Raw genomic sequence first — 16898 nt, forward strand, 5'->3', positions numbered from 1 at the left:
ATACGTTTCCCATCAATTATTGGCGTTTGCCGCCTTTTGTGCTTCTTCCATAGGTGGGACCAGCAATTGGGCATCCACCCGTGCCGCCCCGACATTGATCCGCCAATCAAGATGCGGCCCGGTTGCCCGACCAGATGCGCCAACCTTCCCAATCAAATCGCCCTGTTTAAGAACGTCACCGACCTTCACATCAATTTCCGACAAATGCAGAAATGCCGAAACCATGCCAAGGCCGTGATCGATGAACAGTGTCGCACCCGAAAAATACATATCGGGATGGGCAAGGGTCACAATTCCGTCGGCCGGGGCAACAACCGGCGTTCCGGTTGGAACGGCAACATCCACTCCCCAATGTGGGGATCGCGGTTCGCCATTTAAAATACGTTGTGATCCGTAAACACCACTGATCGGACCAAGAACCGGCCAGATAAACCCGTTTTCAAGGAACTTCTCGGTAAAGCGTTCCGTCCGGGCTTCGCGGGCCTGACGTGAATCATCCTTGATCCGGCTCATCACTTTCGGATCCGGCGTCACCATTTTCGACGGCAGGCCATCAATGCGTTGAATGTTAAATTCACGGTCACCGATGTCATAGGCAAATTCTTCGACATTGCCATTTGCATGTTTAATGCTGACTTTCGCCGGGCCTTCATAATCGCGCGGGAAACCAAGGATGAACCGGCCATCTGGCGCTATGGTATCAATCGCATCGCCATCCAGCAGAACCTGATCACCGGCATCGGTTTGACCAAAAACGATCCCGCCTTGAACAAACTGGCCTTGATAGGTTGGCTCAGCCGCCTGAACCGACAGGCTTGCGGCCAATAATCCGGATGCCGCCAAAAGGGTCGTGATTGCCAAACGCATTACAAAAGGCTCCCCTGCCTGTCATCGTCCTGTGGGTTCGGTTTTTTCTTTTTCACCGGTTTTGGTTTGATGGGCTTTTCAGGCTTTGGTGTGGCAGAAATCCGGCTCGGATTTTCAGCCCCTTGCCCCCCGCCATCTGATGCAGGCGCAGCGGTTGCAATACCTTCCCCCGCCGTCACACGGGTTACGCCATCCCCCATCTCAAGATCATAACCCTGACCAGATATGATATCAGCCGATTTTCCAACAAGATTACCATCGCCGTCGCGCACAACGGCAAAGCCGCGTTTCAGCACATTTCGATAGGAATAACTTTCCAGAAGCCGCTCATAGCGCGCCAATCCTTCGGCTTCGCGTTGGGTTATGTTTTTAACTGCGGCCTGCATTCGCCCGGCAAGATCATTTGTCTGCTTACCAGCACGTACGATATCGCGTTTGGCGTCCGATGGACGCAATCCGGCCGCCGCACGATCAAGGCGTGATTTCTGCATCTGCATGGCAGACTTCATCGCGCCATCCAGACGCAGTGCCGCATTTTCCAGCCGCCCACGTTTTTCAGATAATTGTTCACGCGGACTGACCAGACGGGCACTGATTTCGTTCAAACGTGCACGCGCCTGCTGGGTGACATTAACCGCAGCACGCGGCAATCGATCCGCCCAGTTATCAAGCATCTGACTGCGTTCTTCGAGCATCCTTTTAGGGTCGCCCAGACCACGTGCCAGACTTTCAAGGGCGGTTTTCTTTTCCACACCCAAACGGCGCACAGCCTGCGCCAGACGCAGACCGTTTTCTTCAACCTGACCAATCAGATCAATCCGCACCGGCACGGCCTTTTCCGCCGCCCCTGTAGGGGTTGGGGCGCGCAAGTCCGAAACAAAATCAATCAATGTGGTATCGGTTTCGTGACCCACGGCCGAAATCACCGGAATGTCGGAATCCGCGACCGCACGGGCGACGATTTCTTCGTTAAACGACCACAAATCTTCAAGCGACCCGCCGCCACGCGCGACAATCAAAACATCGGGCCTTGGAATTTGGCCATAGGGCAAAAGATCGTTAAATCCGCGTACTGCTTCGGCAACCTGTTCTGCCGCACCCTGCCCCTGAACCAGAACCGGCCACAACAATACCCGGCGCGGAAAACGATCGCGCAGTCGGTGCATGATGTCGCGGATCACGGCCCCGGTGGGCGACGTGATGATGCCAATAACATCAGGAAGAAACGGGATCGGCTTTTTACGATCCGGATCAAACAGGCCTTCGGCGGCCAGTTTCTTTTTGCGTTCTTCAAGAAGTTTTAAAAGTGCGCCTTCACCGGCGACTTCCATGCTTTCAATGACGATCTGATATTTCGAGCGGCCCGGAAATGTCGTCAGACGTCCGGTAACGATGACTTCCATGCCGTCTTCGGGCACCAGACCAAGCTTGCCCGCCTGCCCGCGCCAGCACACCCCGTCAAGAACGGCCTTATCGTCCTTAAGTGCCAGATACATATGGCCACTACCGGCCTGTTTGAATCCGGAAATTTCACCGCGTACCCGCACAAAGGAAAAGGCATCCTCGACCGTCCGCTTTAACGCATTGGACAGATCAGATACCGAAAATTCGGGTGTATTTCCCGATTTCGCAGGCGTTTCGGGTACCGGGGCAAAAGGGTCGAACAAATCTTGCGTCATCAAGGGCACTTTATGCTAAAAGCCCGCATAATTTATCAGGCGGGGTGGACAAGGTACTAGCCTAGTTCATCGCGCATGGACCATCAAGCAATCGGACAAGTCGAAGGATAAAGTCATGAAAGTTCTGGTCGTTGGCGGCGGCGGACGTGAACACGCATTGTGCTGGGCGATTGCGCGTAGCCCGCGCATTACCAAACTTTGGTGCGCACCGGGCAATGCCGGCATCGCGGATTCGGCCGAGTGCGTGGCGATTTCCGATGGCGATATCGATGGTCTGGTTGCCTTTGCAAAGGACAACGCGGTTGATCTGGTTGTTGTCGGCCCCGAAGCCCCGCTGGTGGCTGGTCTTGTTGATGCACTGGATTCTGAGGGCATCAAATCGTTTGGTTGCTCCAAGGCCGCAGCACAGCTTGAAGGCTCCAAGGGTTTCATGAAGGACATGGTGGCAAAGTTCGGTGTTCCGACGGCTGCTTATGGTCGTTTCACCACCCCGGATGACGCCAAGGCCTTTGTTGAGAAACATGGCGCACCGATTGTGGTCAAGACCGATGGCCTTGCCGCGGGCAAGGGTGTAACCATTTGTCATACAAATGACGAAGCCTATGCTGCGATTGACGAATGCATGGTCGGCGGCAAGTTCGGTGATGCCGGTGCTGAAATCGTGATCGAAGAATTCCTTGTCGGCGAAGAAGCATCCTTCTTTGCCATTTGTGACGGTGAAAACGTTATCCCGCTGGTCGCAGCACAGGACCACAAGGCGGTTGGCGAAGGCGATACCGGCCCGAATACCGGCGGCATGGGTGCTTATTCCCCGGCCCCGGTTTTCACAAACGATGTCGAAACCAAGGTCATGGAACAAATCATTGTTCCGACGGTTAATGGCATGGCCAATGAAGGACATCCGTTCAAGGGCGTTCTGTTTGCCGGTCTTATGATTGACGATGCAGGCAATCCGAAACTGATCGAATACAACATTCGTTTTGGCGATCCGGAATGTCAGGTTCTGATGACCCGTCTTAAATCAGACGTGCTTGATATCCTTGAAGGTGCGGCCACCGGCACACTTAATACCGTCAAACCGCAATGGTATGAGGAAACCGCAATGGTGGTCGTTATGGCTGCCAAAGGCTATCCGGGATCATACGAAAAAGGCACCGAGATCAAAAATGTCGATGTCGCCGATGCAATGGACAAGGTCAAAGTTCTTCACGCCGGAACCAAATTGGCCGGCGACAAACTGACCGCGACAGGTGGCCGTGTTTTGGGTGTCACCGCGCGCGGTACAACTGTTAGCGAAACGCAAAAACGCGCCTATGCAGCTGTTGATGCGATTGACTGGCAAGATGGTTTCTGCCGCCGTGATATCGGCTGGCGTGCGGTTGCCCGCGAACAGAAGTAACCCTTCGATAAAACCACCGAATTTGAAGGCCGGGTTTACGCAACCCGGCCTTCTTTTATGTCTGCCAGCGTCGTGATGGATGTGTGGAATCGAATGGCACAGCGCCCCTGATCATCTGTATCGACACTGGCCCTTACCCCGAAAACATCCCGCAGGTTTTCTGGTGTGAGGATATCTGCCGGACGTCCGATCGCAATCAACCGTCCCTTGGCCATCATGGCAATCCGGTCACAAAACATCGCCGCATGGTTCAAATCATGCAAGGCGGCAACCACGGTTAACGGCAATCTTCTGACCAGTTCAAGCAGACCAAGCTGATGGCGGATATCAAGATGGTTAGTCGGCTCATCCAATAGCAAATAAGTCGGCTCCTGCGCCAAGGCACGGGCGATATGAACGCGCTGTTTTTCCCCACCTGACAAGGTATGCCACATCCGGTCTTTCAACTCGGCCATATCCACCGCGATCAGGGCATCTTCGATAATGCGATCATCGTTGGTGGACCAGGGTGTTAAAAGGCTAAGATAGGGAGTCCGGCCAAGCGAAACGGCTTCGCCCACCGTAATCCGGTCAATCGTGTCGGCCTGTTGTTCAACAAACCCGATCTGACGCGCAAGATTGCGCCGCCCGACCTTTTTCATTTCCTTGCCATCCAGAAAGGCCTGCCCGGTCGACGGTGGCCGAATGCCCGAAAGAACCGACATCATACTGGTTTTGCCCGACCCGTTAGGGCCAATCAGGCCAAGAAATTCGCCCGGCATCACCGATATTGATACATCTTCGATGATCTTTTTAAATCCGGCGGACCAGCCGACATTTCGCAATTCAAGGCTCATCGCAGAACCCTTCCATGACACAGGATCAGGGCAAAGGCCGGGGCACCGACAAGGGCGGTAATCACACCAATCGGCAAAACCTGTCCCGGAACAATGACGCGCGACAATACATCCGCCCCGACAAGGAACAACGCCCCGATCAATGCCGATAACGGCAGCAAAACACCATGCCGTGTCCCGACAAAAAAGCGCGCCGCATGCGGGATCACCAATCCGACAAATCCGATCGACCCGACAATGCTGACCATCACAGCAGTCATTAATGCGGAAACACCGATCAAAACGACATAGGCCCGGCGCACGGGCACACCCAATGAAGCCGCCGAATCCCGGCCAAAGGTAAAGGCATCCAAAGAACGCGCATGCCAAAGGCACACCACAAGACCAAAAAGGGTGATGGGTAAAGCAAGCCACACATCGGGCCAGCGCACCCCGCTTAGATTGCCGAGCAACCAGAACATGATCCCGCGCGCTTCCTCGGCACTTGCCGATTTCGTGACGATAAAGGATGTCACAGCATTGAACAGTTGCGCCCCGGCAATCCCGGCCAGAATAATCGCGCTGGTTCCCCGGCCCGCCTGCAATGAAAGCAATGCCACAAACGCAAACGCAACGACCGATCCGATAAAGGCGCCAACGGATAATCCAAACATCCCGGCCCCGACGCCAAGGATCGCAACACTTACCGCACCGGTCGATGCCCCGGCCGAAATCCCCAACAAATAGGGATCGGCAAGACTGTTGCGCAAAAGCGCCTGTAAAACCGCCCCGGAAAGTGCCAGTGCAGCACCACATGACGTGGCAACCACCGCCCGGCTCAGACGGTAATTCCAGATAATTCCGGCATCAATCGGATCAACCTCATACCCGGCATTCCAGACATGATTGGCAATCGTATCAAACACGGTTTTCACCGGAATGGCGGTTTCACCCACCGATGCCGCAAATGCCAGCACCAGACATAAAAGTACCAACGCGACAATTGTCGCGCTGATACGGTTTTCAAATGCTGATGAAAGCAAACTGATCAATTGCTGTGATCCGCCTGAAATGCTTCAACGGCATCGGCCAGTTTTTCAATGCCATCAACGGTACGGATCGTCGGGTTCATCGACAGCGCATCAAGGACGATGATATTACCGCTTTTGACCGCTTCCATCTGGCTTGTCACCGGATCGGTTTGCAGGAACTTCATTTTGAGTTCCCAGTCATCGGCCGGGAACCGGCGACGATCCATTTTACCAATCGCAATGATATCAGGGTTGGCGCGCGCAATGGTTTCCCAACCGACTTTGGGCCATTCATCGTCGCTTTGAACGACATTCTTCACACCCAGCACATTGGCGATATAGGCAGGCGCACCTTTTTGACCGGCAACAAAGGGATCAACATCGATCTCGGCACTGGAAAACCAGAACAAGGTTGAAATTCCGCTGCCATCCACCGCGCTTACACGGTCGCGTGCAGTCTTTTCGCGGTTTTTGATGTCAGCAACCAATGTTGCGCCGCGATCTTCGACATCAAAGATTGCCGCCATTTCCGTAATCGCCTGATAGATCAGATCCATCGAAAATGCGTCAATCCGCGTCCCGTCGCCGCCCGTGCTGTTGTCTTTGCCAACACAATCGGCCGGTGCGGTATAGACCGGAATGGAAAGTTCGGAGAACTGCTTAATGGTTCCAACCGCGCCGTTCGGTCCGACATGCCACTGATACTGGTTAGTCACCAGATCCGGCTTCTGACCAACGACACTTTCAAAACTTGGATCATTGTCGGCAAGACGCGGGATGGCTTCGTTGGCAGTGCTGTATTGCTCCAACACCGGATTAAACCAGACTGCTGTTCCAACAACCTTGTCGGCCAGGCCCAGCATATAGAGAATTTCGGTATTACTTTGCCCAAGCGAAACAACCCGTTCCGGTGCCTTGTCAAAAGTAACGCTTCGTCCGCAATTTTCGATGGTCAGTGGATATTCCGTCGCGGTTGCGACAGATGCCTGTGACACCATGCTGGCGGCAATCACCCCGGCCGCAAATGCATGTTTATTCCGTTTGATCAAAGCGATCACGTTGCTGTCCTTTCTCGGATAGACCGGCAGCACATGCGAAATGCACAACCGGCCAACACAATCGTATTTGTTATGTTATAACATAACAAATACCTGGCTACGGTCAAGAGACTGGCTAAAGCATCTGGAAATGGCGGAAGGCGTCAGATACGGAACAGGGACAAGCCGTTCAAAAAGCTGTCGGAGCCGCGGACACATGCCGACATTCTCCGAGGCACCCCGCCCGGTCTGTCGTCTTCGTGTCGGCAGGTCTCCTGGCTCACGGGTCATTGCTTTTTCTGGCCTTCCCGGGCTCACCCAGTGGCTTCGTTCAGAAAAAGGCTCACCGCCTACAGTTGCGGGGGCAGCTTCGGTTGGCAGTCACACATTCCGCGTGACCACGTCGAATTCCCTTTATCCAAATTTGGATACCGACACAGATAAGGATGTCACACAGCCATCCATACCCGTCAAGTGAATTACCCTGCGTTACGGGTGCAGCAGGCTTTCAATCAGGTACTCACAGGTAACGAATGATTGGGATTGTTCAGAATTGCCGTGATGTCACGCATCGGCGGTGCGCCAAACATCCGGGCATATTCACGGCTGAACTGGGATGTACTTTCATAGCCGACTTCATAAGCCGCACTTGCCGCATCCTTCATTTCAGCCAACATGATTTGCCGTGCCGTCGTAAGGCGCAGACGTTTTTGATATTGAAGCGGGCTCATGGCTGTGACCTGCTTGAAATGATGGTGGAAGGAAGACGGGCTCATATTCGCATGACTTGCCAGATCATCGACACTAAGCGGTTTGTGGAAATTATCCTTCATCAAGCGCAACACAGCCGAAATCCGCTGCATGTTGCTGCCGCCCATCGCAAGCCTAGCGATCAATGCCCCCTTGCCTGTGCGCAACAACCGATAATGCACTTCACGCATCAAAAGCGGCAGCATCACCGGTATTTCATCGGGGCATTCAAGCAACTCCACCACACGCAAGACAGCATCGACCAAATTGTCGCTTGTCTGTTCCACAAACAATCCACGGACACTGTCACCATCCCCCGCCAGATTGATGTCCATCCGTGAAACCAGATCACCGAGAACCTGTGCATCGAGATCAAGCGACAGGCTGCGATAAGGGGCATCTTCGGTTGCGGTCGTCACATGCCCGACCAACGGTAAATCCACCGACGCCACAAGCAACTGCCCCGGCGCATAGCGATAGACATCCTGCCCAAGGGTCACTTCCTTTGACCCGGAAATGATCAGACACAGGCACGGCTTGTAAATCGTTGGCACTTTTAAGGTCGGGCCAGTTGACCGATACATCCAGACAGGTTCGACGTCTGTCCGTACAGCACCATTCACATCGCAGTATTTGTCAATCAGATGACATAGCTTTTGATAGTTATCCATCACCAAAACCCTTTGATTTCCTAGCATGCAGTATACATGCGCAGGGACCAACGAAAAGCATCACTTCGCGCATTTGGAGGATTAGGCAATCGATGTCGAGTTCTGTGTATTCATCAAACCGGTTTGAAACGACACAGTAAGCGCCATGACCCAAACCCAAGGAGGATGTCATGTCGAATCCGATCAATCATGTCGAAAACAAAACCATCATCATCACAGGTGCCAGCAGCGGCATCGGTGAAGCCACGGCAAAATTGCTTGCCCAACGCGGTGCCAAAGTTGTTCTGGGCGCACGTCGCACCGAACGCCTTGATCAGATTGCCACCGAGATCGAAGCAACAGGCGGCACGGCCATGGCCCGTGCGGCTGATGTCACGGACGGCGAAAGCGTTGAAGCCCTTGCCTATCATGCGCAAAACATGTTTGGCCGGGTTGATGCGATCTTTAACAATGCCGGTGTCATGCCGCTTGCGCCGATGTCGGAACTTAAAACCGACGAATGGGACAACATGATCAATGTCAATATTCGCGGTGTTTTGAATGGCATTGCTGCGGTCCTTCCGATCTTTAAGGAACAGGGCAGCGGGCACGTGATCAACACCGCGTCAATTGGTGCCCATGTCGTTGTGCCAAGTGGTGCTGTTTACTGCGCAACCAAATATGCCGTTTGGGCCATTTCCGAAGGGCTGCGTCAGGAAAGCGACAACGTCCGCGTAACGACAATTTCACCGGGTGTTGTCGAAACCGAACTTGGTCACGACATCACAGATAAAACCAGCAAGGAATTGCTGACCCAGTTCCGCCAAATCGCCCTCTCCCCGGATGCCATTGCGCGTGCGGTTCTTTATGCACTTGATCAGCCCGCAGACGTTGACGTGAACGAAGTCATCGTTCGCCCAACTGCATCAACATTCTAACTCGACCCAAAACGCGGGATCCGATCATGAAACGCCCCGTTTTTTTTATCAAGATTAACCGTCCTGCTGATGGTGTTCGCACCATCAGCAGCCTTCCCGCAGGAGGCAGAAATGAACACCATGTCGAAAACCGCCCCGCACCCTTATGTCGGGATGTGGGTGACCGAAGATGGTCATATCCGTCAGGAGCTCCGTGCTGACGGGCGCTATGACGAAGCACGGGGTACGCGCCAGTCTGCCTATCAGGGGGACTATCAGGTATCAGGCAGCTACATCACCTATCAGGATGATACCGGATTTACCGCCGATGGCTATTTCGAAAATGATGTGCTTTATCATGGCGGAATGGTCATGTTTCGCGAAAACAACGGCAACTAGGGTCCAAACTCATTCACTGCACGTCGCCATGCAGAAAATGCAATGGTTGCACCTTGAATTCGCCATCTTTGATCCCGATTACCTCCACACTGTTTGATATTATTCAGGCACCTTTGATTAACGGGACTTGGTGAATGACGACTTCTTTGGAACGCAGACGTTTTCTGAAATCCGTGGCCGCAGCAGGCGTGATCCTGCCGGGCATGTCGATGTTTGGCAGTGCCCTTGCGGCAAATGACACGCTTGAACTTGGGGATGCGCAAAGTTTTGACTTTGCCGCCCTGATTGATCGTGCCCGGACCATGGCCGGCAATGATTATGTCGCACCGATTTCCCCTGATCCCGAAACCGTCGGCAAGATCGATTACGACACCCATGGCAAGTTGCACTATAAGCGCGATCATTCGCCCTTTGCAGACGGTTCAGGCACCTATCCGGCGACCTTCTTCCATCTGGGTATGTATTTTGCCAAGCCGGTGCACATGTACTTGCTTGAAGATGGTGCTGCCCGCGAAGTGATCTATCGTCCCGATTATTTCGACATGCCCGAAGACAGCATTGCGCGAAAGCTTCCTGACAACAGTGGCTTTGCCGGTTTCCGCCTGCATGAAAACCTTGAACGCGATGACTGGAAAACACAGGATTGGGCAGCCTTCCTTGGCGCATCCTATTTCCGCGCAATTGGCGATGAAGGCCAGTACGGCCTTTCTGCGCGCGGGATCACGGTTAATACCGCAACGTCGCTTCCCGAAGAATTCCCCGATTTCCGTGAATTCTATATCCAGCCGGCCAAATCGGCTGAAGACCCGGTCATTATCTATGCCCTACTTGATGGGCCAAGCATCGCTGGTGCGTATAAATTCCTGCTCTATCGCGGGGATGGTGTGACGATGGATATCGAAAAGCACCTGTTTATCCGCAAGGACATCGAACGGCTTGGCATTGCGCCGCTGACCAGCATGTTCTGGTATTCCGAACAGAACAAATCATTCCGGTTTGACTGGCGCCCGGAAGTCCACGATTCCGACGGGCTGGAACTTTGGACCGGTGGCGGGGAACGCATCTGGCGACAGCTTAACAATCCCGAAGTCATTCGTGCGTCGGCCTTTGGCGATAATAATCCGCGCGGATTTGGCTTGATACAACGTGACCGTGACGTCAGTCACTATCTTGATGGTGTACGATATCACCGCCGCCCCAGCCTTTGGGTCGAACCGCTTGAAAGCTGGAACAGGGGTGCGGTCCAGTTGATCGAAATCCCGACCGATGACGAGATTCACGACAATATCGTATCGTTCTGGGTCCCCGAAGAACCCGCCAAGGCGGGCAATAGTTATCAGTTCAAATACCGTCTGTATTGGCAGGCCCAAAATCCGTTCCCGGTTGCCGATCTTGCGAAGGCAACCGCGACCCGCATGGGACGTGGCGGAGAGCCCGGCACCGTCCGACCGAAGGACGAAATTAAATTCTCCGTCGAGTTTGAAGGCGAGATTTTGGGAACACTTGAATATGGCGAGTTTCCCGAAGTGGTCGTCTCGACATCGCGCGGTGACATTGTCCGCACCAAGATCGAACCGATCATGGATACCCGGATCTGGCGGGCGGTGTTTGACCTTAAGGCAACCGGTACCGACCCGGTTGATCTTCGGATGTATTTGAAACTTGATGATACCCCCTTAAGTGAAACCTGGATGTTCCAGCATCTGCCGGGACTTGATAACCAACGCCAAGGTTAAGCCCGCATTCACGACAAACCGAACCATCACGGACCGGCATTCACAAGATGCCGGTCCGTTTGCGTTTCATAACGGTCTGAATGCCTAAGCTTTGCGTTCAAGGGCGATGACGGTATCTGTCACCGTGCCTTTTTCGCCTTTGGGGCCGGTTGCCATGCGGTCGATATTATCAACACAAACCCGATTCCAGTCCGATGCATCAAGGTTCAGACTATCAAACGCTTCTTGAGGAGTGGGATAAACCTTGTCTGGATAGTCCCACGACCAGGACGGGACCGAGCCGTGCGATGCAATCAAAAGCATCCCGCCGGGCAAAACCCGGTTTGCCGCCATGTGCAAAATCGCATCGCGTTCAAACACCACGGGGGATTCCAGAAACTGCGCCGTGATCAGATCAAAATTTCCGTCTGGAAAGCCTGTCATTAAGTCATGGGCGGCAAACGTGATCTTGTCGGCAACGCCATTGCGCGCTGCATTGGCCCGCGCGTAATCCAGTGCCGTTTCGGAAAGATCAATTGCGGTTACCTGCCAGTCCCGTTTGACCAACCAGACCGCATCATCACCCTTGCCACATCCAAGCTCCAGTGCAGTGCCCGGCGCACGATCTTTGACAAAGCGCTCTAACACAGCAGATGGCCGCCCACTGGTTTCCGGGGATGCTTTTTCATAATGCTGTTGCCAAAAATCAACCGGGTCCATGTTCGGATCAACCTTCATCAGATATCTCTTTCAATTGTGGTGTGAGGTCGCAAAGCGAATCACGTTACATTAAAAGTTACATGATTTAGCATACCTGTCAATTTCATGTATCTTTGGATGTTGCATGTGATAGAAATAGCCAGAACTTGAAGCCACAACAGGAGCCTTCCCGATGCGACAAGACAATCGTATGCCACGCGTTCTGCATGCGCTTTTGCATCTTGATCAGATGGATGGCCCCGCCACATCCGATCAGCTTGCCGGGATGCTCAATACCAATCCGGCTGTCGTGCGCCGGACCATGGCGGGATTGCGCGATCAGGGGTTTGTAACATCGACCAAGGGGCATGGCGGCGGCTGGCTTCTGGCAAAGCCGCTATCGGAAATTACACTTGCCGGGATTTATAATGCACTGGGCGCGCCCAAGCTTTTTGCGCTGGGATACAGCAACGACACGTCTGAATGTTTGATGGAACAGGCGGCCAATGCGGCAACGGCAGCCGCCCTTGCGGCCGCATCAGAAACATTCCTGCATGCGTTATCGTCTGTGACCATGGCCGATCTTGCCGATGATTTTGAAGTGCGCCTAAAGGAACTTGGCCTGACGCCGGATAATTATCGACAAAGTGACAGCGCCAAAAAGGCCCATACAGGCACCGGGCACTAAATCAGCGCAGACTGACAAAGAAATCCTTCAACAGTTTGCCTGCTTCAACCTCGCCAATCCCGCCATAGACTTCGGGGCGGTGATGACAGGATGAGCTTTCAAACACACGCGGGCCATGGTCAACCCCACCGCCCTTGGGATCATAGGCCCCAAAATAGACCCGGCGCAGGCGGGCAAAGGAAATCGCCGTTGCGCACATCGGGCAGGGTTCAAGCGTGACATACAAATCACAATTGGGCAGACGTGGTTCGCCCTTGGCCCCGGCAGCAGCACGGATCACAAGAATTTCGGCATGTGCGGTTGGATCGTTCATTTCTTCGGTCAGATTTCCGGCACGTGCCAGAACTTCGCCGGTATCGGCATCCACAAGAACAGCGCCAACCGGCACTTCGCCACGGCGGGCTGCTGCGCGGGCTTCTTCAAGGGCCATGTCCATATAGCTATCTGCACTCATGATTTTCCATCCCGCTGGTATCGTGGACAAGTGACATGATTTGTCGCACCAGTTCGTTTTTACTTGATTTTAGGACCCATAGCATAGGGTCTGGACCTATGGTCATGTCATTGCCATATCAGAGTGCTATTTCGCAGAAGTTCGGTCAAGCCATGATCGCCACACCTTCATCTGATCAAGATCATTGGCAGCCTGCACAGAACGCATAGACTATCGGCGTGAATTGCCGTTGCCCTAAACCGGTTACAAAGGTAGTTTCCGCCAACATTAATTCGCCATCTCGTCACCAGCATCAGGGTTCCATCCGTCATGACCACGCGCAAGCCGATCATTGGCATTACACTCGATTCAGAAGAAGCGGGCGGTTATTCCAAATTTCCGTGGTATGCGCTGCGTGAAAATTATGCCGGTGCGGTAACCAAAGCGGGCGGCATTCCCATGCCCCTGCCCCACGAAGTTGACCTTATCCCGGATCTGCTTGATCTGATTGACGGGCTGGTTGTGACCGGTGGTGCCTTTGACGTTTCGCCATCCCTGTTTGGGGTCGACGAAATCCACGACACGGTTGTCACCAAGGATCGCCGCACCAAATTTGAATGGGCAATGGCAGAAGGTGCGCTTGCGCGTGACATGCCGGTTTTGGGGATTTGTGGTGGACAGCAACTTTTGAACGTTATCCTTGGCGGTTCGTTGATTCAGCATATCCCAGATAGTGTTGAAAACTGTCTGCCGCACGAACAGCCAAACCCACGCGATGAAGCAGGCCACGATGTGACGGTCGAGGCCGGAACGCTACTTGCGAAAATTGTTGGCGATGTCAAAACGCTTTCGGTCAATTCCGCCCACCATCAGGCGGTTGATGGGGTTGGCCCGGATGTCATCATTAATTCCTATGCGCCAGATGGCGTGATTGAGGGAATTGAACATCCGAAATACCGTTATTGTCTCGGGGTCCAGTGGCATCCCGAATTTCATATCAGTTCGGGTGATGCGAAGATTTTCGACGCCCTGATTTCCGAGGCCCGCAAATGAGCGACAAGAACCCGACCCCTGACGAAGCCAAACCAGAACGCATTGCCAAGCGCATTGCGCGATCAGGCGTGTGTTCACGGCGTGATGCCGAACGCATGATCGAAGAAGGACTGGTCAAACTGAATGGCAAGGTGCTTGACACACCTGCCGTGACCGTGACCGACGAAGACGAGATTTACGTCAATGGCAAACCATTGCCGGAAAAAGAAAAACCGCGTCTTTGGCGTCTATTTAAAAAACGCGGGCTGGTCACCAGCCACCGTGATGAACAGGGCCGCGATACGGTATTTGAACATCTGCCAAGTTATGTCCCGCGCGTGATTTCGGTTGGCCGACTTGATTTGAATTCCGAAGGTTTGCTGCTGCTGACCAATGACGGCGAACTTGCCCGTTATCTGGAATTGCCGGCAACCGGTTGGGCACGACGTTATCGCGTGCGCGTTCATGGCCGCATTGAGCCGGAAAAACTTAAACAGCTTGAAGACGGTGTGACCGTTGATGGCATCCAATACGGTTCAATCCACGCCGAAGTCGATGTTCAAAAAGATTCCAACGCCTGGATGACTGTCACCCTGCGCGAAGGCAAAAACCGTGAAATCCGTCGTGTAATGGAACATCTTGGCTGGCCGGTAACGCGCTTGATGCGTGTGTCCTATGGCCCCTTCCAGCTTGGAAGTCTGGCACCGGGCGATTGCGAAGAAATCACCGGCAAAGTGATGAAAGAACAGCTTGCTGCGTTCTTTAAAGGTGACTACAGCAAGGTTTCCGAAAAGAAATCCGTTGCCCGTGGCGGCACCGCCCGCCCGAAGGCACCGCGCACTGTTTTTGGTCAACCGGCACAGCGCAAACGCCAGCAAGGTGGTCCGGGTGCAAATCCTCAGACCACGAATGACGCCGAAGAACCGCGCGATAGCCGCCCACGGTCAGGTGGCACTGCGCGGCCTGATTCTGCGCGTTCCGGCTCGGCAAATTCCGGCAAACCACGGATTGGCGCAGCCCCGCGTGCCAATATGCGCAGCAAACCGGCCACCCGCGATGATCGGTTCGAGCGTGAAGACCGTGACGAGCGCAGCGGTGGCAATGCCCGCCCAACCAACAAGGGCCGTGGCCGTTACAGCGCCGAAGGTAAATCGGGCGGCACAACAGGTGGTAAACCCGGTGGATCGACCGGCGGACCACGTAGCCGAAATGCCGGTGGCCGCGACACAGAAGGCCGCAGCGGCGGCGGTAGTGGTCGTGATGGCGGACGTGACAGCGGACGTGGCAGCAGTGGTCGTGATGGCGGACGTGACTTCAGTGGCCGCGACACCGGACGCGATAGCGGGCGTGGCGGCAGTGGTCGTGACAGCGGGCGTGATAGCAACAAACGCGACGGTTCCGGTTTTAGCAACGCACGCAACAAGCCATTGCGCCAGTCATCAGGTGGCCGTTCGGGCAATGCTGGCACCAGCACACCGGGCCGCAAGCCCGCAGGCAACCGTCCCAAGGCAAGAAAGGACTAATCCGTCATGCGTATTGTCGGCGGAAGTCATCGTGGGCGTCTTTTGAACGCACCGGAAGGGCGTGACACACGCCCGACCCTTGATCGTGTGCGAGAGGCGCTGTTTAGCATCCTGTCACACGCATCACGTTGGTATGACGATGATTTCCATCCGCTGTATGACGGCATCATTCTGGATGCCTATGCCGGGTCTGGCGCCCTTGGGTTAGAAGCCATCTCACGCGGGGCGTCAAAGGCTGTGTTCTTTGATACAGACCGCGTTGCGGTCGCGATCGTCAACCAGAACATTGCCGATCTTCGCGTCACAGAACAGGCCCGCGCCCAACGGGCCGATGCCACCAAACCACCGCGTGCAACCGAACCGGCCAGCATGATTTTTCTTGATCCGCCCTATGGCAAGGAATTGCTGGATTCCAGCATCACCGCCCTTGCCGCTGCGGGCTGGATCAATGGTAACACCCTGATCATTGCCGAACGCGATCCGCGCGACCCGGAAATCACGGTTGACGGGTTTGACTTGTGTGACACCCGCAAATATGGCCGCTGTCAGATTGATATTGGCCGTCTCAGCATCTAGATCTCGCAGATCAGCCATTCACACCAACCTGCTGCCTTGATGCCGATTTTATGGTACCGTTTTATCCAATCCAAGAACGGTTGGTTGCGATGAAAGCCCTGTCCCAGACTGCACCAGATAAAGAATTCGGTCGCCTGTTGCGCCAATGGCGCCGCACAAGCGACATCAAACAGGCGCGTCTGGCCGACATTCTGGGCGTGACACAGGCAACCGTGTCACGTTGGGAAAACGCAACACAGCGCCCTGCCCCGCTGCAATACGATCTGATCCATCAAATGATGACGCGCAAACGCAATTTCCGTCTGGATCATGCGGTCAAGCGGCTGGTTACCCATTCAAACCAGCGTGTTCACCTGATCGAAGACAGATCACATCGGCTTTTGTGTGCATCGACGGTTCGCGAACAGGAATGGCAGCGCGATAGCACGCCCCTTCTGGGAACGTCACTGTGGCGGTTTGCCACGCCAGAAATCGCTGTTGCTGAAAAAAGCCTGCATGACCTTGGCTGGCACGAAGATCAGGCTGATCATTTAACGTTTAAGACGTCCCAACGGGACGGCGCGCCGATGCGCATCGTTGATAGTTACATCCTTTGGGAACGGTTCTTTTTGTCTGATGGCACCGCCGTTCGACTGACCACCGGATATGATCAGGCGCCTTTGCACATCTAAAACCCTTTGCATCCCCC

General features: G+C 54.2%; 17 protein-coding genes and 1 riboswitch. Of the genes, 9 read left to right on the plus strand and 8 right to left on the minus strand.

The window, feature by feature from the left end:
* Positions 1-12: 12 nt before the first annotated feature.
* Complete coding sequence (locus ACQ0MK_RS13240) at positions 13-867, minus strand: M23 family metallopeptidase (protein WP_430473016.1); 855 nt, start codon at positions 865-867, stop codon at positions 13-15.
* A complete protein-coding gene (gene xseA / locus ACQ0MK_RS13245; RefSeq protein ID WP_430473017.1) occupies positions 867-2546 on the minus strand; it encodes an exodeoxyribonuclease VII large subunit in 1680 nt (559 codons plus the stop codon). The genes ACQ0MK_RS13240 and xseA overlap by 1 nt, the downstream gene beginning before the upstream one ends.
* A 115-nt stretch (positions 2547-2661) precedes the next feature.
* Here xseA and purD point away from each other — a divergent pair, with 115 nt between their 5' ends.
* Entirely contained in the window at positions 2662-3945 is a 1284-nt protein-coding gene (gene purD, locus ACQ0MK_RS13250; RefSeq protein ID WP_430473018.1) for a phosphoribosylamine--glycine ligase, read from the plus strand.
* A 35-nt stretch (positions 3946-3980) separates the two neighbouring features.
* Here the strand turns inward: purD and ACQ0MK_RS13255 are convergent, their stop codons facing one another.
* The 4 genes from ACQ0MK_RS13255 to ACQ0MK_RS13270 all read right to left on the minus strand — a co-directional run bounded on the left by ACQ0MK_RS13255 (position 3981) and on the right by ACQ0MK_RS13270 (position 8249).
* Positions 3981-4781, minus strand: a complete 801-nt coding sequence (locus ACQ0MK_RS13255; protein ID WP_430473019.1) for an ABC transporter ATP-binding protein — start codon at positions 4779-4781, stop codon at positions 3981-3983.
* Complete coding sequence (locus tag ACQ0MK_RS13260; protein WP_430473020.1) at positions 4778-5812, minus strand: FecCD family ABC transporter permease; 1035 nt, start codon at positions 5810-5812, stop codon at positions 4778-4780. Before ACQ0MK_RS13260 ends, ACQ0MK_RS13255 begins: the two co-directional genes overlap by 4 nt.
* Entirely contained in the window at positions 5809-6849 is a 1041-nt protein-coding gene (locus tag ACQ0MK_RS13265; protein WP_430473021.1) for an ABC transporter substrate-binding protein, read from the minus strand. Before ACQ0MK_RS13265 ends, ACQ0MK_RS13260 begins: the two co-directional genes overlap by 4 nt.
* A gap of 227 nt (positions 6850-7076) precedes the next feature.
* Positions 7077-7279: riboswitch (cobalamin riboswitch) on the minus strand.
* Between the two features lie 61 nt (positions 7280-7340).
* Complete coding sequence (locus tag ACQ0MK_RS13270; protein ID WP_430473022.1) at positions 7341-8249, minus strand: AraC family transcriptional regulator N-terminal domain-containing protein; 909 nt, start codon at positions 8247-8249, stop codon at positions 7341-7343.
* 170 nt (positions 8250-8419) lie between these two features.
* Between ACQ0MK_RS13270 and ACQ0MK_RS13275 the strand changes: the two genes are divergently transcribed.
* The 3 genes from ACQ0MK_RS13275 (at position 8420) to ACQ0MK_RS13285 (ending at position 11280) form a co-directional block, all read left to right on the plus strand.
* On the plus strand, positions 8420-9166 hold the full coding sequence (locus ACQ0MK_RS13275; protein ID WP_430473023.1) for an SDR family oxidoreductase: 747 nt from the start codon (positions 8420-8422) through the stop codon (positions 9164-9166).
* Positions 9167-9277: 111 nt separating this feature from the next.
* Entirely contained in the window at positions 9278-9544 is a 267-nt protein-coding gene (locus ACQ0MK_RS13280) for an Atu4866 domain-containing protein (protein ID WP_430473024.1), read from the plus strand.
* Between the two features lie 134 nt (positions 9545-9678).
* Positions 9679-11280 (plus strand): glucan biosynthesis protein, encoded by a 1602-nt coding sequence (locus ACQ0MK_RS13285; protein ID WP_430473025.1) that lies wholly within the window; start codon positions 9679-9681, stop codon positions 11278-11280.
* A gap of 84 nt (positions 11281-11364) precedes the next feature.
* Here ACQ0MK_RS13285 and ACQ0MK_RS13290 read toward each other — a convergent pair whose 3' ends face one another.
* Positions 11365-11997, minus strand: a complete 633-nt coding sequence (locus ACQ0MK_RS13290) for a class I SAM-dependent methyltransferase (RefSeq protein ID WP_430473026.1) — start codon at positions 11995-11997, stop codon at positions 11365-11367.
* A gap of 154 nt (positions 11998-12151) precedes the next feature.
* On the opposite strand from ACQ0MK_RS13290, the gene ACQ0MK_RS13295 reads away from it, so the two are divergent.
* Positions 12152-12646 carry an RrF2 family transcriptional regulator gene (locus ACQ0MK_RS13295; protein ID WP_430473027.1) on the plus strand — a complete coding sequence of 165 codons (495 nt, stop codon included), beginning with the start codon at positions 12152-12154 and terminating at the stop codon, positions 12644-12646.
* 1 nt (position 12647) lies between these two features.
* Here ACQ0MK_RS13295 and ACQ0MK_RS13300 read toward each other — a convergent pair whose 3' ends face one another.
* A complete protein-coding gene (locus ACQ0MK_RS13300) occupies positions 12648-13100 on the minus strand; it encodes a nucleoside deaminase (protein WP_350042408.1) in 453 nt (150 codons plus the stop codon).
* 309 nt (positions 13101-13409) lie between these two features.
* On the opposite strand from ACQ0MK_RS13300, the gene ACQ0MK_RS13305 reads away from it, so the two are divergent.
* The 4 genes from ACQ0MK_RS13305 (at position 13410) to ACQ0MK_RS13320 (ending at position 16881) form a co-directional block, all read left to right on the plus strand.
* Entirely contained in the window at positions 13410-14132 is a 723-nt protein-coding gene (locus ACQ0MK_RS13305) for a gamma-glutamyl-gamma-aminobutyrate hydrolase family protein (RefSeq protein WP_430473028.1), read from the plus strand.
* Positions 14129-15634, plus strand: a complete 1506-nt coding sequence (locus tag ACQ0MK_RS13310; RefSeq protein WP_430473029.1) for a pseudouridine synthase — start codon at positions 14129-14131, stop codon at positions 15632-15634. Before ACQ0MK_RS13305 ends, ACQ0MK_RS13310 begins: the two co-directional genes overlap by 4 nt.
* Positions 15635-15640: 6 nt before the next feature.
* Positions 15641-16210 (plus strand): 16S rRNA (guanine(966)-N(2))-methyltransferase RsmD, encoded by a 570-nt coding sequence (gene rsmD / locus ACQ0MK_RS13315; RefSeq protein ID WP_350042405.1) that lies wholly within the window; start codon positions 15641-15643, stop codon positions 16208-16210.
* An 89-nt stretch (positions 16211-16299) separates the two neighbouring features.
* Entirely contained in the window at positions 16300-16881 is a 582-nt protein-coding gene (locus tag ACQ0MK_RS13320; protein WP_430473030.1) for a helix-turn-helix domain-containing protein, read from the plus strand.
* The last annotated feature ends 17 nt before the right edge of the window (positions 16882-16898 follow it).

This window comes from Thalassospira lucentensis (assembly GCF_050516545.1).
Taxonomy (GTDB): domain Bacteria; phylum Pseudomonadota; class Alphaproteobacteria; order Rhodospirillales; family Thalassospiraceae; genus Thalassospira; species Thalassospira lucentensis_C.